The organism is Photobacterium andalusiense, assembly GCF_900185625.1.
Classification (GTDB): domain Bacteria; phylum Pseudomonadota; class Gammaproteobacteria; order Enterobacterales; family Vibrionaceae; genus Photobacterium; species Photobacterium aquimaris.
The window spans coordinates 176034-196705 of record NZ_FYAJ01000001.1 but is presented as its reverse complement, the minus strand read 5'-3'; the positions used below and the strand labels follow the sequence as shown (position 1 = coordinate 196705).

The 20672-nt window shown below is 39.8% G+C and carries 18 protein-coding genes and 1 other RNA gene; 12 read left to right on the top strand and 7 right to left on the bottom strand.

The features are described from left to right. Positions 1-68: 68 nt before the first annotated feature. Entirely contained in the window at positions 69-542 is a 474-nt protein-coding gene (locus PAND9192_RS00965; RefSeq protein ID WP_234998876.1) for a hypothetical protein, read from the bottom strand. A gap of 128 nt (positions 543-670) precedes the next feature. Further along, positions 671-2131, bottom strand: coding sequence for a glutathione synthase (locus tag PAND9192_RS00960; RefSeq protein WP_087852178.1), 1461 nt, complete (start codon positions 2129-2131; stop codon positions 671-673). A 391-nt stretch (positions 2132-2522) separates the two neighbouring features. Here PAND9192_RS00960 and ald point away from each other — a divergent pair, with 391 nt between their 5' ends. The 4 genes from ald (at position 2523) to uvrB (ending at position 8182) form a co-directional block, all read left to right on the top strand. After that, entirely contained in the window at positions 2523-3638 is a 1116-nt protein-coding gene (ald, locus tag PAND9192_RS00955; RefSeq protein ID WP_087852177.1) for an alanine dehydrogenase, read from the top strand. 148 nt (positions 3639-3786) lie between these two features. Beyond that, on the top strand, positions 3787-5037 hold the full coding sequence (locus tag PAND9192_RS00950) for an SLC5/6 family protein (protein ID WP_065166409.1): 1251 nt from the start codon (positions 3787-3789) through the stop codon (positions 5035-5037). Between the two features lie 166 nt (positions 5038-5203). After that, positions 5204-6100 carry a DMT family transporter gene (locus PAND9192_RS00945; protein WP_087852176.1) on the top strand — a complete coding sequence of 299 codons (897 nt, stop codon included), beginning with the start codon at positions 5204-5206 and terminating at the stop codon, positions 6098-6100. 117 nt (positions 6101-6217) lie between these two features. Further along, the gene (uvrB, locus tag PAND9192_RS00940) at positions 6218-8182 is read left to right on the top strand and encodes an excinuclease ABC subunit UvrB (protein ID WP_087852175.1); all 1965 of its coding nucleotides are present in this window, start codon (positions 6218-6220) and stop codon (positions 8180-8182) included. 83 nt (positions 8183-8265) lie between these two features. On the opposite strand, the gene nfsA is transcribed toward uvrB, so the two are convergent. Beyond that, the gene (nfsA, locus tag PAND9192_RS00935) at positions 8266-8988 is read right to left on the bottom strand and encodes an oxygen-insensitive NADPH nitroreductase (RefSeq protein ID WP_087852174.1); all 723 of its coding nucleotides are present in this window, start codon (positions 8986-8988) and stop codon (positions 8266-8268) included. A 167-nt stretch (positions 8989-9155) separates the two neighbouring features. Here nfsA and PAND9192_RS00930 point away from each other — a divergent pair, with 167 nt between their 5' ends. Next, positions 9156-9536 carry a VOC family protein gene (locus PAND9192_RS00930; protein ID WP_087852172.1) on the top strand — a complete coding sequence of 127 codons (381 nt, stop codon included), beginning with the start codon at positions 9156-9158 and terminating at the stop codon, positions 9534-9536. Position 9537: 1 nt separating this feature from the next. Here PAND9192_RS00930 and PAND9192_RS00925 read toward each other — a convergent pair whose 3' ends face one another. Continuing rightward, positions 9538-9726: a hypothetical protein gene (locus PAND9192_RS00925; RefSeq protein ID WP_060997027.1), complete on the bottom strand. Its 189-nt coding sequence runs from the start codon at positions 9724-9726 to the stop codon at positions 9538-9540. Positions 9727-10146: 420 nt separating this feature from the next. On the opposite strand from PAND9192_RS00925, the gene dgt reads away from it, so the two are divergent. After that, positions 10147-11610 carry a dGTPase gene (gene dgt / locus PAND9192_RS00920; protein ID WP_159458193.1) on the top strand — a complete coding sequence of 488 codons (1464 nt, stop codon included), beginning with the start codon at positions 10147-10149 and terminating at the stop codon, positions 11608-11610. A gap of 427 nt (positions 11611-12037) precedes the next feature. Beyond that, entirely contained in the window at positions 12038-12919 is an 882-nt protein-coding gene (gene lepB / locus PAND9192_RS00915; RefSeq protein ID WP_087852170.1) for a signal peptidase I, read from the top strand. Between the two features lie 333 nt (positions 12920-13252). Here the strand turns inward: lepB and ffs are convergent. Together ffs and PAND9192_RS00905 are read right to left on the bottom strand one after the other, a co-directional pair. Further along, positions 13253-13349, bottom strand: an RNA gene (gene ffs, locus PAND9192_RS00910) — signal recognition particle sRNA small type. Between the two features lie 168 nt (positions 13350-13517). Continuing rightward, the gene (locus tag PAND9192_RS00905; protein WP_087852169.1) at positions 13518-14255 is read right to left on the bottom strand and encodes a VP0952 family biofilm-associated protein; all 738 of its coding nucleotides are present in this window, start codon (positions 14253-14255) and stop codon (positions 13518-13520) included. Positions 14256-14366: 111 nt separating this feature from the next. On the opposite strand from PAND9192_RS00905, the gene PAND9192_RS00900 reads away from it, so the two are divergent. After that, entirely contained in the window at positions 14367-14675 is a 309-nt protein-coding gene (locus PAND9192_RS00900) for an MGMT family protein (protein WP_087852168.1), read from the top strand. 64 nt (positions 14676-14739) lie between these two features. Beyond that, positions 14740-15597, top strand: coding sequence for an acyl-CoA thioesterase II (gene tesB, locus PAND9192_RS00895; protein WP_060997031.1), 858 nt, complete (start codon positions 14740-14742; stop codon positions 15595-15597). 80 nt (positions 15598-15677) lie between these two features. Here the strand turns inward: tesB and PAND9192_RS00890 are convergent, their stop codons facing one another. Beyond that, positions 15678-16139: an Lrp/AsnC family transcriptional regulator gene (locus tag PAND9192_RS00890; protein ID WP_036795591.1), complete on the bottom strand. Its 462-nt coding sequence runs from the start codon at positions 16137-16139 to the stop codon at positions 15678-15680. A gap of 397 nt (positions 16140-16536) precedes the next feature. Between PAND9192_RS00890 and PAND9192_RS00885 the strand changes: the two genes are divergently transcribed. The 3 genes from PAND9192_RS00885 (at position 16537) to PAND9192_RS00875 (ending at position 20665) form a co-directional block, all read left to right on the top strand. Then, positions 16537-17622, top strand: a complete 1086-nt coding sequence (locus tag PAND9192_RS00885) for a PLP-dependent cysteine synthase family protein (RefSeq protein ID WP_087852868.1) — start codon at positions 16537-16539, stop codon at positions 17620-17622. A gap of 316 nt (positions 17623-17938) precedes the next feature. Next, positions 17939-18637, top strand: coding sequence for a 7-cyano-7-deazaguanine synthase QueC (gene queC, locus PAND9192_RS00880; protein WP_087852167.1), 699 nt, complete (start codon positions 17939-17941; stop codon positions 18635-18637). Between the two features lie 441 nt (positions 18638-19078). Beyond that, a complete protein-coding gene (locus PAND9192_RS00875) occupies positions 19079-20665 on the top strand; it encodes a cytochrome ubiquinol oxidase subunit I (RefSeq protein ID WP_087852166.1) in 1587 nt (528 codons plus the stop codon). The last annotated feature ends 7 nt before the right edge of the window (positions 20666-20672 follow it).

Here is a 20672-nt window from a genome sequence, read left to right as displayed (position 1 = left end):
GCATTGGAACGCTTTTAATCTCTAAGTTCGAAAAATGCTGGCGTTTATTGAGTCACAACAATGATGGTTTACAATTCCTCAACTGCAGAAGTAAAGCCATGAGCTGATAAGTTAAACCCTGCAATATCGACATACTCTTTCTTTTGAAATAAGGTCAATACTCGATCCATATTACCGCCATTATTACCTGCATAAGCATGCGCAGTGCAATTATGGGTGCTTGGATTGTAATTGGTACTTACCCGTAATACGACTTCGTCAGCAACATTAAGATTGCTAAATGCTGGAACATATAACCAATTTTTGCATGCTGTAGCTTGCGTTTCCATATGATCAAGAAAATCAATACGTGATAACCGCTGACCATTGCCTGTAAAATGGAAAATATAGGTCTGATTACCAAAATCAGTTTTAGTCACAATTTCATTTTTAGCAGGAAGAACTTGATAGCTATTATGCTGGGTTGTACCAGCAAATGCAGCGGGAGCCACGAAAGATAAAGAAAGCAATAATGTAGAAATAACGGTGGTTCGGTTAAGCACAGCAGTAGACTCCAATGGCAAATGTCGCTAACAGTCATCTAATATGCCCATTAGCGATAATAACACAATAGTTTTTACGTCAATTTTATGGTTAACCACCGTATTTATACATATTTAAAGCGATTACATTAATCTATCAACACTAATGAATCCAAAATCCCTTTACCGCTGTGAATACCACCTTCGTTTTCAGTCGCAGGCTTACTACGAATTAAATACCCAGCATAACCATCAAAGTCGGTGACAGGCTTACCATTGAAATAGGCACTAAATAGCCCGATTTCACTGACTAAGTCCGTCACTACTGTTGCCTGTGCATCGCGAATAGCCACAGTTGGCATCTCACGTTCGTGGGGATATAAACGCTGCATCAATGCCCATGCATCATATTCTGCCGCAGTTAATGTTGCTAGCGTTGCACTAATATCGTCACCAAATACACAATGACCGCCACCTTCACCCTGATTTTTTAGTACCCATTCAGCCTTGATTGCTTGCGTATTAAACCAAGCAATGGTTGTGGCTGTAATTGGCTTCATTTCAGCTAAGACACTTTTTACTAACTCGGCTTCTGCAATGGTTAACCCCCAACGCAAATACTGTTGAGCTGGCATCGTGGTTAATAACATTTGCATGGTTTTACTGGTTGCAAGTTGTTGACCTACGGTAGCATTTAAAGCGACGTGATGTTGCTCAATAAACACTCGCATTTGACTCAAGGTATAACAGCAAACCGCCTCATGCAGTGCTGGCGCACAATAATCTGAATATTGATAACCTGCACGTAAATACACCACATCAATCGCACCAACACCTTCAAGCAGTAACCGTTGACCAACTCCTGTTGATAACTGCGCACTTAATTGTTCAAAAGTACGTCTGACCGTGCGTATTCCTTGTTGTTGTAACGCAGCCTCTAAAAGGTGTTGATCATAAACATTATCTTCATTTGGCTGCACCACCATCAAAAACACTGGTGCACCTTGCTCATTAAAATCCGCTTTTATATTGCGAGCAGCAGTCTCAATTCCTAACGCTAATTGAGTCAGCCCTTGGTTTACTAACGGTGTAGCTGAACGGTTTTCTAGCCATGCTTGATAAATTTCAGGCCATTGATGTTGCACAAATTGATGCAGTTCAGTTGCACGTTGACCAAACGGTGCCATACCGGCAGCAATACCATTAAATTCAATAACTTTTGCACCATATTGACGATCATCCATAAAATCGGTTCGCATCAGTAACAACGGCTGACGCGCAGGTTCAATACACTGACTAGCATTGCCATGAATTTGCTGATGCAATGCCATTAAGCGCCCAAAGAAAGGATCCGCTTGCGCCATATCCCCCAATGCTGACTGCAAAAAATCATGATCTTCAGAGACATTACTGATCAATTTCGTCAATAGTGGTACGACTTGGCATAAATGACGATACACCTCACGCTCAATCGTCATTGGTGCAATACTAAAGGGACAATGTCTGGCGCTATTATCCGCTTGGCGAAAAGCGACACCATGCATAATTGCCCACTCACAAATATCTTCAATGGTCTGTTGTGCAATCACAGCTTTATTATTGCTATTCATAGTTTAATCGCTCTTAAATACAGCTGAAAGTTATCTATGGCTTCAAACAATAACGCTATTTCAATCAAGGTTAAGTGTCGTCACCATTAATTCCACAATACTAGAAATATAGTTTTAATTTGTATCTATAGCAACAGCTATCAATGCTAATCAACCTCACTCTACAACTTTTTAAAAAGTTCCCCCCATAAAACTCGAACAAAAAACAATCATTTAGACTGTGATACCGATCAAACTTAGATTTAATCACCACCATCAACAATAAAAGTAGTTGATACCGCTTTAATTAACCACAAAAATAGTTGCACATTCCAACAAAGTTGACCTAACCTATAAACATACCAATAACAAATACCCACATTCCAATAACACAAAATCAAGGTTGATTATTATGATCCTAGGTGTACCAAAAGAAATTAAAACTCATGAATACCGTGTTGGCATGGTTCCAGCAGCAGTAAAAGAAGTTGTTTCTCATGGACATAGCGTATATATCGAAACTCAAGCAGGCTCGGGAATCGGTTTTAGCGATCAAGATTATATCGACGCAGGCGCGCAAATTTTACCAACAGCGGCCGAGGTATTTTTCGAGTCAGAAATGATTGTTAAGGTTAAAGAACCGCAAGCGATTGAGCGCGCTATGCTACGTGAAGGCCAAATTCTATTTACTTACCTCCACCTTGCCCCCGATCCAGCTCAAACAGAAGATCTTATTCGCAGTAAAGCAATTTGTATTGCCTACGAAACAGTAACAGATAAACATGGACGCTTACCTTTACTCGCACCGATGTCTGAAGTTGCAGGACGAATGTCGATTCAAGCGGGTGCATTTGCACTTGAAAAATCACGTGGTGGACGCGGCATGTTATTAGGTGGCGTTCCAGGGGTTGAGCCCGCAAAAGTCGTTATCATTGGTGGCGGTGTAGTGGGTAATAATGCTGCTCAAATGGCACTAGGGTTGCAAGCCGATGTAGTAATTTTAGACCGCAATATTGACGTGCTACGTCAGCTTGATGTGCAATTTAATGGCAAACTAAAAACCGTTTATTCAACCAATGATGCTATTGAGCGCCATGTCTTAGAGGCTGATTTAGTGATTGGTGGAGTGCTGGTTGTCGGTGCTGCTGCACCTAAACTTGTCACCGCTGAGATGATCAAAAAAATGAAACCTGGTGCAGCTATCGTTGATGTTGCGATAGACCAAGGCGGTTGTGTTGCGACATCACATGCCACTACTCATGATGATCCTACTTATATTGTTGATGATGTCGTGCATTATTGTGTGGCAAATATGCCAGGGGCAGTTGCGCGTACTTCAACAGTTGCACTTAATAACGCAACTTTGCCTTACATTGTTGAACTTGCTAATAATGGCTATCAACAAGCCCTTCAAAACAACCCGCATTTATTAAATGGGTTAAATGTTTATCGTGGCCACATTACCTGTCAAAGCGTAGCTCAAGCTCTTGATTTACCTTATGTCTCGGCAGAAAGCGTTCTCGCCTAATTTATAATTCTTCAATAAGGCTTCTATTGCAAAATAGAAGCTTTTTTATTTCTCTAAGCTCAACATCACACCGATAACTACGCTCATGCGAACATCAATACCGATACCAACATACCTATAATAAAATACTAATATAAAGGTCAGTTATATGCCTTACCCTAATGCAGAAACACTTTCTAATCATAATAAGCAAAACCTAACTAAACACGATAAAACGTGGATCATTAGCCTGTTCGGCACCGCCGTCGGGGCGGGGATCTTATTTTTACCGATTAATATTGGTGTCAGTGGACTCTGGCCATTAATTGTCATGGCATTGCTGGCAGGCCCTATGACATTTCTTGCCCATCGCGGCTTAGCACGGTTTATTTTATCGTCTCAACAACCTCAAGCCGAATTTACCGATGTGGTTGAAGAACACTTTGGCCATAAATTTGGCTTGATGATTTCAGTATTATATTTTCTGTCTATTTTCCCCATTTTGATGATTTATGGCGTTGGCTTAACCAATACTGTTGAAAGCTTTATTGTCCACCAGTTACAGATGACCCCTCCACCACGAATATTACTTTCAGGGATATTAGTCACCTTAATGATCGGCGTTATGCTAACTAATGAAAAAATGGTATTACGCGCGTTTGAGATTATTGTTTATCCGTTAGTATTTATTTTATTTGGATTGTCTATTTATCTAATCCCACACTGGCAAATGCCTGATTTTGCAACCGTACCTAGCGCCTCCGATTTTGGTAAAACCCTTTGGCTTGCTATTCCAACCACTATTTTTGCGTTTAGTCATACTGCTGCTATTTCCAGTTTTTCTGTCGCTCAAAAACGTCATTACGGCGCTCAGGCTAGTACTAAGGTCGATTACATTTTAAAACACACTTCGATGATGCTTATCACCTTCGTATTGTTGTTTGTGTTTTCATGTGTACTGAGTCTTTCTCCTGCTCAATTAGCGGAAGCGAAAGTACAAAACATTTCAATTTTGTCGTACCTTGCCAATGAGATGAATAGCAGCGTGATTGAATCATTAGGGCCTTTTATTGCATGTATTGCCATCACCTCTTCTTTCTTTGGTCATTTTCTCGGTGGCCGTGAAAGTCTAAACGGCATTATCACTAAACACACCAATATCACGCCTAAACTCGCCAACAAACTCACCATCGCGATATTATTTATATCAGTATGGTATGCCGCAGTCATTAACCCTAGTGTACTCAGCATTATGGAAACCTTTTCCGGTCCGGTAATTGCTATGATTTTGTTTATCATGCCAATGTATGCAATTAGAAATATTGAATCACTAAAAAAGTACCGCGGTAAAATAAGTAATGCTTTTGTGACTGTGATTGGTTTAATTGCCATTTCAGCGATTATATTTAACCTACTTTAAATCCTCTTTGTTAATCCAAATAGCCAACCTTTAACGGTTGGCTATTATTTTATTGTTGCCAAAATAGTTTGTTGAAAATCATGGTAGATTAGAAATAGACACTTTATGCTAATGAGAAATTAATGATTCTTTAGTGACATCTAATTAACAAAACGATAAAAATACCATGCAGACAAAAAATCATAATATGCTCGGTGCGATGTTAATTATCGTTGCGACCTTGTCATTAACCCTTAAAGACAGTGCTGATAAATATCTGATACAACACGGTTATCATCCAATTCAAATGGTATTTTTTAGGTTTGCGATCCCCTTTTTATGCATGCTTATCTTTATGCCTAAACAAACTAAAACCGCCATTTTTGCTACTAACGCTAAGTTAATCTTACGGGCAGTGTTGTTTTTAGTTTGTGCGGTGACGTCAGTGATTGCGTTAAAATATATACCGCTGGAAATGTATATCATCATTGTGCAAATGGGCAGTATCGCCTATATGCTCGGTGGTACATTATTTTTCAAAGAAACCCTGACCCCAATAAAAATCATCGCAACCTTATTGGGCTTTATTGGCGTGGTGGTGGTGATTAACCCGACCAATATAACAGGCTTACAGTGGGTGTATTTATTGCCTTTATTGATTGCGGTAACAAACTCTGGTTACAACCTGATCACTAAAACCATTGATTCTAAGATCTCGCTACTGTCGGTGCTGATTAATTCGTTTTTTATTCTTGGTACAATTGCAAGCTTGCTGCTCATCATTCAGCCGCAGATGTGGAAAACTCCAACCCTGACAGCATTACCCTACTTTATCACTATTCCTATCGTCACCATTGTGTCGCAGCTGTGTTTAATTAAAGCGATGAACATTGCCGAAGCATCCCATGTGGCACCGTTTTTTTACTTTCAAATTGTATTTTCTTGCATCTTTGGCTACTGGTTATTTGATGAATTGCCAACCTATAACACCCTTGGTGGCGGACTATTTATTGTGATCGCAGGCCTGCTAATTACCTACTCTAATTATCGTTCAATAAAAAAAGTCGCAGCTAATCAAGGCTAACATCAATCCATCTAGTATATTTTAATCAACATGGTCGCTTATTGAGTTAGAGATTCGATTCAAATAAGCGTATGTTGAAGTTATATACTAATAATGAATAGCTAAAGGCGACTCGCTATGCCGCATAATGTTTTTATTCTACATTCAAAATACCCACCTTCTGGTGACCAACCACAGGCGTTAGCTAAACTGATTGATGGCGTTGAGCAAGGCGTTACTCACCAGACTCTAAAAGGGGTAACAGGATCAGGCAAAACCTTCACGATGGCGAATATGATCCATCGCTTACAACGCCCAACACTGATTTTGGCACATAACAAAACCCTCGCCGCGCAACTTTATAGCGAAATGAAACGCTTCTTTCCTGAAAACGCGGTCGAATATTTTGTATCTTATTATGATTACTACCAACCTGAAGTTTATATTCCCGGTAGTGATCGCTTTATTCGTAAAGACTCTGCCATTAATGAGCAACTTGAACGGTTACGATTATCGACCACTAAATCCTTAATCGAGCGTAAAGATGTGATTGTAGTGGCATCGGTTTCGGCTATTTATGGCTTAGGCGATCCCGACCAATACCGCGCCGTACAAATTCCGCTATTTGTTGGCGCAACAATTACTCGCCAAGACTTTATTCAACGTTTAACCGCACTTCAATATAACCGCTGTGATCGCACCATTGAACGCGCCACGTTTCGAGTTCATGGTGATGTATTTGATATTTATCCTGCCGACTCTGAATCCAAAGCAGTACGAGCAGTATTATTTGATGATCAGGTTGAAACTCTGCAATGGCTAGATCCATTAACAGGCAAAGTAGAAGGCGATATTGAGCACTACTTTGTATCCCCAAAAACCTTGTATGCGGCCTCCAAAGAAAAGCTCACTCAAGCAGCGGTTAAGATACAGCAAGACTTAGCATTACGCGTTACTGAACTTAATCAGGATAATCGAATTATTGAAGCAGCTCGGTTATATGAACGTACCATGCATGATATCGAAATGATGCAGCAACTAGGCTACTGCTCTGGACTTGAAAATTATGCCAGTTATATCAATGAGCGTGATGCGACGTTACCACCGATTACCTTATTAGATTATTTACCTAAAGACGGGTTATTATTTATTGATGAATCACATGTGATGGTGCCGCAAATATCGGCAATGCAACGCAGTGATCAAAGCCGCAAAGAAACGCTAATTGATTATGGTTTTCGCTTACCGTCAGCCAAAAATAACCGCCCGCTCACATTCAGTGAATTTGAAAAAATAAAACCACAAACGATCTTTGTATCAGCAACACCTGGCGACTATGAGCTTAAGCAATCTCAAGGCCATGTTGTCGAACAAATTATTCGCCCAACAGGTTTACTCGATCCGATTGTTGAAGTGCGGCCGCTCGCTACTCAAATTGATGATTTACTAGAACAAATAGCGCAACGCGTCATAAAAGATGAACGGGTATTAGTCACCACCCTGACCAGAAAAAGTGCCGAGTCTTTATATGAATTAATGCAGCAACACGATATTAAAGTCAGCTATATTCATGCCGATGTCAAAACCCAACAACGGGTAGAGATCATCGATGCGCTTCGCCAAGGTCAGTATGATGTGTTAATCGGTATCAACTTATTACGCGAAGGGCTAGATATTCCAGAAGCGTCGTTGGTAGCGATTCTGGATGCGGATCATGCAGGTTTCTTACGTTCTACCCAAGCCTTAATTCAAATCATTGGTCGAGCCGCCCGTAATGCCAACGGTAAAGCCATTTTATATGCCGATAAAATCACCCCTGCGATGAAAAACGCGATTGATGAATCACAGCAGCGTCGTCAGCGCCAACAGTTCTATAATCAAGCGCATCAGATTACGCCAACCTCATCGCAGCGTAGTGCCATCACAGCCACAGATGAAGGCATCCACTCAGCTGAGTTTTGTGCCAATATTGCAGATTTGTGCCAGCAGATCACTGCCACTGAGAAAGGATTATTAACCGCTTGTGATAATAATAATGATACCCAAATACAATCAATAAGAGCCGAGCTTGATAAACTATATCGGCAGTTTATTTATATGTAATCTTCATCAATATCGAGTAGCGATAATAACCTATTCGCTACTCGATATTGATAGTTACTAACCTCATCGATGCTCAACAAGAGTTATTTTTCCATCAGCCCTTTACTGTGAAAATATTCCGCCATAAATGGACGCGACTCTTTTGAAAGGGTTTTAGTAACGGTGTTAGACCAATCTTGGTGTTTATTATGGCTTGAACGCTGCTGGTAATATGCCATCGTTTGTTGATCATATTGTGCTAACAGTGGTTTATTTAATGGCTGATACTCATTTTGATGTAAAATCATAGCCATTGGTAAACGCGGTTTTAATTGTGGATCTTGCGCTGGTACACCTAAACACATACCAAATAAAACCGCACAATACGGCGGTAAGTTAAGTAGTGCATCAACCTCATGCGGATGATTACGCAGCCCACCAATATACACGCCACCAAGACCCATTGATTCCGCAGCGACTAAACAGTTTTGCGCCATAATGCCGCTATCAATTGCACCAATTAAGGCTAACTCAGTATATTCAGGTTTGATCTCAGTGCTAATTGAATAATGACGTTGATAATCAATACAAAACACCAAAAACTCGGCCGCTTGAGCAACATAAGGTTGAGCACCAGCAAGGTGCGCCAATGCTGCTCGCTTATTTGGATCAGTGATACGAATAATAGAGGTCGCTTGGATCATACTTGAGCTAGAAGCCGCAATACCTGCCGCAATGATCGCATTTAATTGCTCATCAGAAATAGCAGCGTCAGTAAAACTGCGGATCGAGCGATGATTGAGTATTGTTTCAATTGTGGTGTTCATAACAAGCAGCCTATAAAAAGATTTAATTAACCATAATATTAATCACCAAAGCTGCAACAATTTTTTCAGTAATCTATTTTATCAACCTATATTAAATCAAGTATCACCACACTCGGTTGAATATGATATCGTCGATAGCAAATTATTGAGAGATAAGGAGTTACTCAATGAAGCTTAGTCATCTTGATCATTTAGTATTAACAGTCGCTAATATAAATGTGAGTGCTAACTTTTATCAACGGGTGCTTGGCATGGAGTTAATCACCTTTGGCGATAATCGGTTTGCACTTCGGTTTGGTAATCAAAAGATCAACCTCCACCAGCATGGCGCAGAATTTGAGCCTAAGGCCGCCACGGTGCAAGTTGGCAGTGCTGATTTATGTTTTATTGCGACTACTGCTCTCGATAAGGTTCAACAACATCTGCAAACGCAAGATGTCATTATTATCGAAGGCCCAGTTGAACGCACTGGCGCAACGGGAAAAATCATCTCGCTTTATTTTCGCGATCCCGATGGTAATTTAATTGAAGTTGCAAATAAGCTTTAAATTAAATAGTTATTTTTCGGCGTGTTACGATTTGCTTAAATAGTGTTAATTGTTTTTCCGATAATTGACCGTGATGAATTAACGTTTGATTTAAGTTACTTAAATAATCACGCTCCCAATGGGTTAAAGATTCAGAATGCAATAACAACACCGTATTCACTTTATGCATTAACTCAGTATCCTGCGCCATCGCCTTTTTCACTCACCTTAATTAACATCGAGTATTGATATCATCACTCAACAGCATTAACAATCCCTTTCAAGCAACTATCGTCATTACTGTCAGGAAATTCAATTCTCCCATTATAGCCACCATAGATACCAATTTGCCATTGCCATTGCCATTGCCATTGCCATTGCCAACAGTGAATGCCAAACCAAATCCCGTCATTCCCTACAGTGAGGTTACGAACGAGATAGGGAATCTACTCACAGCGCGTTGGGTTTTCAAACTAAATATATTACTGCCCTATTTTGTGATTACTCTCGGGATTAATAACTAAAAATGTATCTGATTTATAATGGTTTTTATATTATGAAGAGATAAATACGCGTGCATGTTCAAAGGGCACATTGGGGCATGTTGTTATATCAATCAGCTGGAAATAATATGAATTATAAAGAAAAGTTAAAATCTGATAGATTTCGTTCTTCCACTATTGAAGGTCGAAATTTCAACGAAGAAATGGAAAGTGATCGTGGTAGAGCAGTGAACTCTGCCGCTGTAAGGCGCTTACAACAGAAAACACAAGTTTTTCCATTAGAATCTAATGCAGCTGTACGAAGTCGTTTAACGCACTCTCTAGAAGTTCAGCAGGTCGGTCGCTACATAAGTAAAATTATTCTCAAAGAGTTGGGTAAGCAGGGGATTGATCTCTCAGAGTATTCGGAGGGTTTTGTTAGTGCAGTCGAAGTATCATGTTTGCTGCATGATATCGGTAATCCACCATTTGGTCATTTTGGCGAAGAAGCTATTAATTTATGGACAAAGACCTTTCTTGCTGACTTAATAAATGATGCTTTTGATAAGGAACCAAATTGCCAGAAATTTATTAAGGATCTTTGTAATTTTGAAGGTAATGCGCAGGGGATCAGGCTACTACATCAAATACAAGCTTTGAATCTTACATATACGCAATTGGCTTGTTTGATAAAATATACTAGAGCTGCTTACGAAGATAAGCCGTCATCGAATGATAAATTCTCCTACAGGAAAAAAAAGCCAGGCTTTTACCTAACGGAAGAAGACTTGTATAAATCTATACAAGAAAATCTTGCTATTGAAGATGGTGCTAGATTTCCTTTAACCTATATTATGGAAGCAGCGGATGATATATCTTACTGCATAGCAGACGTTGACGATGCAATCGATAAAGGTATTCTTTCAATAGGTAAACTTCATTCTGAAATAGCAAGAATATGGGAATCTTTTCGCGGTAAAGAGGATATTGATGATACTGTTGTAGATGACGGGTACTTGCTAAAAATTTCTGAAAAAGCAATGGAAAAAGCTAAAGAGCAGAAATTCAATAGTAACCATGCTTATATTTTGACCCTTCGTACAACATTAGTTAATGATCTTGCGCACTATGCAGCTAGTCGTTATGTAGAAAACCATGATTTGGTTTTTTCGGGAGCTTTTGACGAGTCTCTACTCGATGGGTGCGATAAGTATAACCTAGCAACTGAGACTTTAAGGCTTCTATCAGTAGATAATGTATTTAATCACGCTGAAGTAGAAAACTTGGAATTAAAAGGATATGCAGTCATCTATGGTTTATTGAGAATATACTCTCCACTGATTAAACTACCATTTTCGGAGTTTAAGACTTTAGCACAAAGTAACAGATTAAAAAGCCATCCGATTGAAACACGTTTATTTCATAAGCTATCAAGTAAACATAAGAATACTTACTTTTCTGTAGTGTCTGATCTTTATGACGTCGAGAGTCCCTCAAATGCTCAGAGGTTAACAGAGATCTACCATCGTTCGAGATTGGTAATTGACTATATTAGTGGAATGACTGATGGTTTTGCTCTAGAGGAATATCAAAACCTTAGCGCATCGAAGTAATTGATATAACAAATAAGGATATGCACCGCGCAGACGACACCTATTTGAAATATCAGGTAGCCAAATCCACCTTATATAAATATTGCCAATATCATCAAGGGTGATTCTCAAAATAAATCGAGAGTTATCCTTGGTGTCACCCCATCAATTAAATTCATTGGCTTCTTTAAGGCTCAAGCACGCCTTGAGTAGATCACGGATAGCTTCGTTCCTCAACTTTCGAGATGACGAATAATGGGCTGAGTGCATGCCAAGCCCCTATCCCACTCAAACCTCACAGCCAAAAATAACACTATCGGACTAACTTAAGAGTTTAGTGAGATCATAGTTTACAAAATCTGACCATTTTATTTAGCCGCTGAATCATGTTCAATAAGCAGTACTATTATTTATAGATTATTCTATTTACACATTTTTGAGATTGCACATGCTTTCAGTATTCAACGCCGCAGAATTGTTCTCACTCATTCTTACTCTCGCGACCTTAATAACAGGTATTGTGTTCGCGTTAGATAAGTTCGTTTGGCAACCAAAACGTAAAGAGCAGCCACAGCAAAGTCGAGCTGGTTGGGTTGATCAAGCACGCTCACTGTTTCCGGTGTTGTTTGCCATTTTGATTATTCGATCTTTTATTATCGAACCTTTTCAAATTCCAAGTGGCTCAATGCAACCAACCTTGCTGCCGGGTGATTTTATTGGGGTAGAAAAATTTGCTTACGGACTCCGTGATCCTATTTTCCACAAAACCTTAATTCCCACAGGCAAGCCGCAACGTGGTGACATTACCGTATTTATTGATCCATCTAACCCAAAGATCGATTTAATCAAACGTATTGTTGGTTTACCGGGTGATACCGTTATTTACCAAAACAAAACTCTGTATATTAAACCTGCTTGTAATGGTCAAAAAGTCTGCCCTGTCGCGCAAGAAGTGCCTAAACAATATGTGGGCTTAACTAACTTTACTGAGCAAGGGGTGCGGTTAGATGAATACAACGAGCAACTAGGCAAAGTTAATCATCACATTTTGCGTGATCCTGCATTGCCTGAACAACTTTACCGTTATTACCAGCAGCCAGGTTCACCAATGGGCGAATGGGTTGTACCAAAAGGCCATTACTTTGCGATGGGTGATAATCGAGATAATAGTTTAGATAGCCGTTACTGGGGCTTTATGCCAGAGCAAAACTTAGTCGGCAAAGCGACCTTTATTTGGATCAGCTTTACGTTCAACCATAATCCAAATTCAATGTGGCCACACTGGTTACCTGATGGAGTTCGCTTCCACCGTATTGGTCGCATTCACTAGCACCACCGCAACCAGTAAGCTCAAATTAAAAAAGCCGATATGCTAATACCATGTCGGTTTTTTTTAACCTAAATGTTTTCATGCTACAGCGCTGAGAGTTTGAGAGTTTGAGAGTTTGAGAGTTTGAGAGTTTGAGAGTTTGAGAGTTTGAGAGTTTGAGAGTTTGAGAGTTTGAGAGTTTGAGAGTTTGAGAGTTTGAGAGTTTGAAGATTACAACAAAGAGATATTAAAAAACAACAGCGACAAGCTAATATTGAACTACACTATAGAAAGTTATAATTAAATTAACTATTTGATAGAATGGGGATTTCTGAATTTTAGATGGGTGGAAGCCCCCACCAGCCACATCCCGGCACACACGACGCCTGCTGCGGTTGCTCCCTTCCGGGCCTGGCCGAGTTCACAGGTTAGTGTTGCGGGAGGACCAATGGGGGCCTCCATAGATTCTTTGTCTCTTTCGAGAACGGGAAGGATTATCTATTAACCTCGCCCACAATGCAAGCCGTTATCTTACGCTTTTGTTTAACTGCTGATTATTTATGCAAAATAAAACAAAATTGTAATAAAGTCAGCCTATTGGTCACTATTAGCTATGATGTTATTCATCTTCCTCTTCAGGTTCATCTAGTAATGATTCCCCTAATAAGCCGCCGCCTAACACTAACAACCATGATACTAAAATAGGATTGGCAACACTGAACTGTGGCAATACCACTAAGGTTGTAAACCCTATTGCAGGTAACACACAAGCTAAACGCGGAATCCAATCTTGATGATGCATTTTAACTAGGCTTTGTAGCGCGGCAATTAAGCCAGTGACACATAATCCAACTAACGCTGCCGCTTCCATGCCGCCAAGCCACAGTGGAAATACAGCAAACAATGGCCACCACGTATTACCAGTGATCGGACGCCAACTACGGGCGGCATACCAAATTACACCAATCGCGATAATTTGGATCACGGTAGCACTGATACTACCTTCAAGTTTACCCTCGCCTTGTAATGCCATTAGACCGACGTTCATAGACAGCACAATCGACACCATTAGAGCGCCGAGTTGCCAGCAGCCTTTAGCCGATGTGCAGATCATCAGAATCGGTAACATCATAAATAAGCTAATAGACAATGCTAGTGGTTGCTCTGGAAGCACGGCACCATACGCTCCGAGCCCACAGAGTAATAACCACCCTGCGACACCACTTTGCGGTAATAACCATAAAGCAGGGATAGCAAGTGCTAACACAGGCAGTTCTCCTGACGTTGGGCCAAGAGCACTAACACCTAACACCGTTAAAATTAAGCTAACGGTAACCAATGAAGCAGCATACAACATGGCAACACCTCCTTGCGTTATCCTGTTGTCTAAAAAGATAGAGCCGCTATTATATATCAAACATTTTATTTACTATTTACCGAGCATATTTGTTAACGGCTACTTATAAATATGGACGACTTTTCCAATCAAATCTATAGCCAAGTCCATCAAATTCCATTTGGACGAGTTTCAACCTATGGCGATATAGCAAAATTTGCCGGTTATCCCGGTTACGCACGCCATGTCGGACGCTTAATGGCAACCTTACCCGAAGGTTCAACAATCCCTTGGCACCGTGTTATTAACAGTCAAGGCAGAATTTCATTAACAGATGATGCACTATTAAGACAAATCGCGGCATTACGAGCAGAAGATATTGAAGTATCAGATAACGGACGGCTAGTACTGCGCTATTATCGTTGGCAAGGGCACTCGTAGGCATATTGGCACTAGAGTTAAATAAGCTTACCATTGTTTCAGTTTTTATTTTTCAGGATATACCATGAGCAAACAATTAGATGAACTACTCACTCTGCTGCAATTAGAGCAAATTGAACAGGAACTCTTTCGAGGCCAAAGTGAAAATTTAGGTTTGCCGCAAGTCTATGGCGGTCAAGTTATTGGTCAGTCATTGTCTGCAGCACAGCAAACGGTAGATCCAGAGCGACACTTACACTCTTTTCATAGCTACTTTCTGTTACCCGGCAACCCCGAGAAACCGATTATTTATGATGTAGAAACCCTACGCGATGGCAGAAGTTTTAGCACCCGTCGTGTTAAAGCGATTCAAAATGGTCGCCCTATTTTTTACTTAACTGCATCGTACCAAATTGATGAATCTGGGTTTGAACACCAATCGGTAATGCCAACAGTTGCAGGGCCTGAAGGTTTAGCCTCTGAGAGTGAATTGGTTGAATCGGTAGCTCAATATCTACCACCAAAGATTGTTGAAACCTTTGGTCACAAACGCCCAATTGAAGTACGTCCAGTGACGGTGGTTAATCCATTAAAACCGACTATTGAAGATCCGAAGCAATATTTATGGATCAAAACTAATGGTGAAATGCCAAATGAATTAAGTATTCACCAATATATGCTGGCTTATGCCTCTGATTGGGGATTTTTAACCACCTCTTTACACCCACATGGCGTGACGTTGTTTAGCCCTCATATGCAGGTTGCAACCATTGACCATTCAATGTGGTTCCACCGCCCATTTAAAGTCGATGAGTGGCTACTATATGTGATTGATAGTCCATCAGCCAGTGGTTCGCGCGGTATTGTTCGTGGTGAGATTTATAACCAACAAGGGCAATTAGTCGCAACAGCGGTACAGGAAGGATTAATTCGTCAGCGTTAATTGATTTAAGTTATGTACAAACAATAACCCCGAGCCATTGTATGAATGTCTCGGGGTTATTTGCATTATAAATACCGCATTTAAACAGGTAAAGCAGTGGTATATTTAAGCGGTTCCATTGCAAAGGTGGAAGTCACATTGGTCAGGTCAGAAACAGAAGCTACTAACTTTTTATATAAATTATCAAAAGCCTGCATATCAGCGACTTGTACTTTCATCATATAGTCATACTCTCCCGCCATACGATAAAACTCCATCACTTCAGGAAATTCTGTAACAGTCGATACAAAATGATTAAACCAATCTTGCGAGTGATTGCTGGTTTTTATTTGTACGAAAGCAGTAAATGCGATACCTAATTTTACCGGATCAAGCAAAGCAACCCGTTGACGCAAAATACCATCTTCTTCAAGACGTTTTAGGCGCTTCCAACAGGGTGTGGTTGTTAAATTCACAGCTTCTGCAAGTTCAGCCAACGGCATGGTCGCATCATCTTGTAACAAACGTAATAACGTTCTATCAACACTATCTAAAACTGCCATTCATTCCACCAATTACAACAAAAGGGTAAATACTTACTAAAAAATACCTTTTATTACGCTGAGAGGCAAAAAAAATCATCCATTATGACGATTAGTGTCCGTTTATTGGTGCTAATTAACAGTAAACGAGCTTTGATTTACGCTATAAAATGGTAACATTTAACCATACACAACAGAAACAACGACATTTACATTCCACAAAGTGAACAATAAATAGCACTTGATTTCAACAAAAAGCATAAAAATAGCAAATTTTCCCACTTAACAGCCAAAAAATAGCAAACAAGGCAAAGTTTTCCCCCGTATTTATGTTTACTATATACCCAGTTGCTTCAAGGGAGTTGATTAAGTAAACACTCGATGGATTCGAATTAGGCAAAGAGGTAATACTATGACTATGAAAGCAAATACCGTACAAGATCAAAATGCTTGGATCAGTAATGCGATAAAAGTGATTGAGGCTGACTATCAACGTTCTGCTGATACCCATTTAATTAAACTAGATATTCCAAGCCTTGAAGGTATCGATCTTTATCTAAAAGATGAAAGCACTCACCCAACCGGGAGTTTAAAGCATCGTTTAGCACGTTCACTGTTTTTATATGCCTTATGTAATGGTTGGATCAATCAAAATACCACAGTGATTGAATCATCATCTGGTAGCACAGCTGTCTCAGAAGCCTACTTTGCACGTTTACTCGGACTACCTTTTATTGCTGTTGTTCCACGTAAAACAGCCAGTAAAAAAATTGAGCAAATTGAATTTTATGGCGGTAAAGCTCACTTTGTTGATTCTTCTGCAGCTATTTATGATGAATCGCGTCGTCTAGCAACAGAGCTAAATGGTCATTATATGGATCAATTTACTTATGCTGAACGCGCTACAGACTGGCGTGGCAACAACAATATTGCCAATAGCATTTTTAACCAAATGAAATTTGAGCGCTTTCCCATTCCTACATGGATTGTGATGAGCCCAGGAACTGGCGGTACATCAGCAACAATTGGGCGCTATATTCGTTACCAAATGCATCCAACTCAATTATGTGTGGTTGATCCTGAAAACTCCGTGTTCTATGACTATTTCATGAATCGAGATGCAACGATTACTTTAGACAGTGGTAGCCGTATCGAAGGTATTGGTCGACCACGGGTTGAACCAAGTTTTATTCCTAATGTAATCAGTGAAATGCGCAAAATTCCTGATGCTGCAAGTGTGGCAACAGTACATTGGCTACAACATATTATTGGTCGTAAAGCGGGCGCATCAACAGGGACAAACCTGTATGGCGTATTGCAATTAGCGGCTGAAATGAAACAACGTGGTGAAACTGGTTCGATTGTGACTTTATTGTGTGATAGCGGTGAGCGTTATTTAGATACTTATTATAATGACGAATGGATCGCAGCTAATATCGGTGATACCAGTGCTTACCTTGCCCAATTACAACAGCTACAACAAACGGGTAAATGGCAAGCATAACCAACAAACAACCCCTTGAGCTGGTTAGCTACAGCGCCAGCTCCCCCCTTATTTAGTATTTTGTGTCTTTAAACAAATATGAGTACACGTTAAGCACCCTCTGCACTTCGGTTACTTAACTGTACATGGATACCATATTTTGTTTATTTTTATGCCGCACTTTCAAGTGCGGCTTTTTTTTATCTACGCTATTTGTGATCGCTACTTTTCTATCGTCAACAGCTGGGTTAGCATAGCCCCTCATACTAATTGCACCATTATTAGTATGTTGCTATACCGACTGTTTATCGGTAATCACTTATAAAGGATATTCATAATGACAAAAGCCGTTGTTGTTTTCAGTGGTGGTCAAGATTCAACCACTTGCCTAATTCAAGCGTTAGCACACTACGATGAAGTACACTGTATTACGTTTGATTACGGTCAACGCCATAAATTAGAGATCGAAATTGCTGAACATATCGCCAAAGATCTTGGAGTGACGGCCCATAAAGTCATGGATGTAAGTTTATTAGGCGAGCTTGCAATTAGTTCACTAACCCGTGATAGCATTCCTGTTTCGCATGAACTACAAGCAAATGGCTTACCGAACTCTTTTGTACCCGGGCGCAACATTTTATTTTTAACCTTAGCCGGTATTTATGCGTATCAAATCGGAGCTGAAACGGTGATCACTGGTGTCTGCGAAACCGATTTTTCTGGCTACCCAGATTGCCGCGATGAATTTGTGCGTTCACTTAATCAATCGTTAGTGCTAGGTATGGATCGTCCATTTACTATTGCTACGCCGTTAATGTGGCTGAATAAAGCTGAAACATGGGCGCTAGCTGATCAATATGGCAAATTAGACTATGTTCGTGAGCAAACTCTAACTTGTTATAATGGTATCGTGGGTGATGGTTGTGGTGATTGTCCATCGTGTGATTTACGTCGTGCTGGTTTAGAAGATTACTTACAACACCAATCAACAGTGATGGCAGCATTAAAAGAGAAACAAGCACAGCATAAAGCGTAAAATATAATTGATTATTAGCTCACTCCATATTTGTTGTATGGGGTGAGTATTAAATATGACTCCTCTACCCACTTATTTAATAACCCTTCAGTATTTCTTAACCTCTAATAAATAAAATTCAAATAGTAAAAAACGCCGGCCTTAATATATATTGTTGCTAATTTACATTTATCGCTCTATTTGATAACACAACCAGCCACTATTAATAATAATATATTACATAACCTATAAAACACGATTTTTAGATTGCAAAATACACGACTTAATAAAATTAAATAGTGAAAAATTGTTGTTTATAATAGATTTCCATTTAATAACGGCTGTTATATTTATCACAATTATTATTCACAAATAATGATTAGACATAAATCTAACACCTCGTAATATAATATTAATTTTTAAAGTTTTATAAATTAATATTATAAATAAGGCTTTATTATTATGTTACACGATGTCGTTGATTTATCGCGATTTCAGTTTGCATTTACTGCAATGTACCACTTTATATTCGTACCATTAACGCTAGGGATGACGTTCTTATTAGCAATAATGGAGTCAATTTATGTCATAACGGGTAAACAAGTTTACAAAGATATGACTAAATTTTGGGGAAAACTCTTTGCCATCAACTTTGCACTTGGTGTGGCGACAGGTTTAACCTTTGAATTTCAGTTTGGTACTAACTGGGCTTATTATTCTCATTATGTGGGTGATATTTTTGGAGTGCCATTAGCAATTGAAGCTTTGATGGCGTTCTTCTTAGAATCAACCATGATCGGTATGTTCTTTTTTGGTTGGGATCGACTTTCAAAGCGTCAACATCTAACTGTTACATGGTTAGTCGCTTTAGGTTCTAACTTATCTGCATTGTTGATTCTTGTTGCCAATGGTTGGATGCAAAACCCTGTTGGTGCACATTTTGACTATCAAACCATGCGCATGGAAATGATCAGCTTCTCTGAAGTTATCTTTAACCCTGTAGCACAAGTTAAATTCGTTCACACCGTCGCATCAGGTTATGTATGTGGCTCAATGTTCGTACTTGGTGTGAGTGCGTTTTACATGCTTAAAGGCCGAGATCTTGGCTTTGCGCGTCGCTCATTTACCATTGCTGCCTCTTTTGGATTAATGGCAATTATTGCGGTAATGATATTAGGTGATGAATCAGGTTATGAATTAGGCTCAGTTCAAAAAACCAAACTCGCTGCGATTGAAGCAGAATGGCATACTGAACCTGCTCCTGCTGCGTTCACTGCTTTTGGTTTCCCTAACCAAGATAAGATGAAAACCGAATACGCGATTAAGATCCCGTATTTAATGGGGATTATCGCAACACGCTCACTAGATACTCAAGTGACGGGCATTAATGATCTCAAAAAGCAACATGAAGCGCGTATTCGTAACGGTATGGTTGCTTATGGTTTACTGCAAAAATTACGTTCAGGTGATAAAAACCCAACCGATATCGCCGCCTTTAATGAAGTAAAAGGTGACTTAGGTTATGGGCTGTTATTGAAGCCTTACACTAAGAACGTTGTTGATGCGACACCAGAGCAAATTCAACAAGCGACGAATGATTCTATACCGCGTGTATGGCCGTTATTCTTTAGCTTTAGAATTATGGTTGGGGCTGGCTTCTTAATGTTTGCCATCGTTGCAGCAGCATTTTTCCAATCATGTCGACATAAGATCACTTCTAATAAGTGGATTCTTAAAGCGGCTCTTTATGGCATACCTTTACCGTGGATTGCGATTGAAGCAGGTTGGTTTGTGGCGGAATATGGCCGTCAACCATGGGCTATTGGTGATATTTTGCCAGTAAATATGGCGGCATCTCACTTAGTACCATCACAGCTATGGTTCTCACTGTCGTTAATTATTGTGCTTTATTCTTTGTTCTTTATTGCAGAAGCCTACTTAATGGTGAAATTCGCCCGTTTAGGTCCAAGCAGTTTAAAGACAGGTCGTTATCATTTTGAACAACAAGATAATGCCAAAGATGCGCTAACACATCAGGTTGAAGCATAAGCAGGGA

Coding starts and splice junctions, on each gene's coding strand:
- PAND9192_RS00890 (WP_036795591.1), bottom strand. CDS start 16,139: ATGGCAGTTTTAGATAGTGTTGATAGAACGTTATTACGTTTGTTACAA.
- PAND9192_RS00905 (WP_087852169.1), bottom strand. CDS start 14,255: ATGTTGTATGCTGCTTCATTGGTTACCGTTAGCTTAATTTTAACGGTG.
- PAND9192_RS00900 (WP_087852168.1), top strand. CDS start 14,367: ATGGACGACTTTTCCAATCAAATCTATAGCCAAGTCCATCAAATTCCA.
- nfsA (WP_087852174.1), bottom strand. CDS start 8,988: ATGAACACCACAATTGAAACAATACTCAATCATCGCTCGATCCGCAGT.
- PAND9192_RS00925 (WP_060997027.1), bottom strand. CDS start 9,726: ATGGCGCAGGATACTGAGTTAATGCATAAAGTGAATACGGTGTTGTTA.
- ald (WP_087852177.1), top strand. CDS start 2,523: ATGATCCTAGGTGTACCAAAAGAAATTAAAACTCATGAATACCGTGTT.
- PAND9192_RS00960 (WP_087852178.1), bottom strand. CDS start 2,131: ATGAATAGCAATAATAAAGCTGTGATTGCACAACAGACCATTGAAGAT.
- PAND9192_RS00875 (WP_087852166.1), top strand. CDS start 19,079: ATGTTACACGATGTCGTTGATTTATCGCGATTTCAGTTTGCATTTACT.
- tesB (WP_060997031.1), top strand. CDS start 14,740: ATGAGCAAACAATTAGATGAACTACTCACTCTGCTGCAATTAGAGCAA.
- PAND9192_RS00930 (WP_087852172.1), top strand. CDS start 9,156: ATGAAGCTTAGTCATCTTGATCATTTAGTATTAACAGTCGCTAATATA.
- PAND9192_RS00945 (WP_087852176.1), top strand. CDS start 5,204: ATGCAGACAAAAAATCATAATATGCTCGGTGCGATGTTAATTATCGTT.
- uvrB (WP_087852175.1), top strand. CDS start 6,218: ATGCCGCATAATGTTTTTATTCTACATTCAAAATACCCACCTTCTGGT.
- lepB (WP_087852170.1), top strand. CDS start 12,038: ATGCTTTCAGTATTCAACGCCGCAGAATTGTTCTCACTCATTCTTACT.
- dgt (WP_159458193.1), top strand. CDS start 10,147: ATGAATTATAAAGAAAAGTTAAAATCTGATAGATTTCGTTCTTCCACT.
- PAND9192_RS00950 (WP_065166409.1), top strand. CDS start 3,787: ATGCCTTACCCTAATGCAGAAACACTTTCTAATCATAATAAGCAAAAC.
- queC (WP_087852167.1), top strand. CDS start 17,939: ATGACAAAAGCCGTTGTTGTTTTCAGTGGTGGTCAAGATTCAACCACT.
- PAND9192_RS00885 (WP_087852868.1), top strand. CDS start 16,537: ATGAAAGCAAATACCGTACAAGATCAAAATGCTTGGATCAGTAATGCG.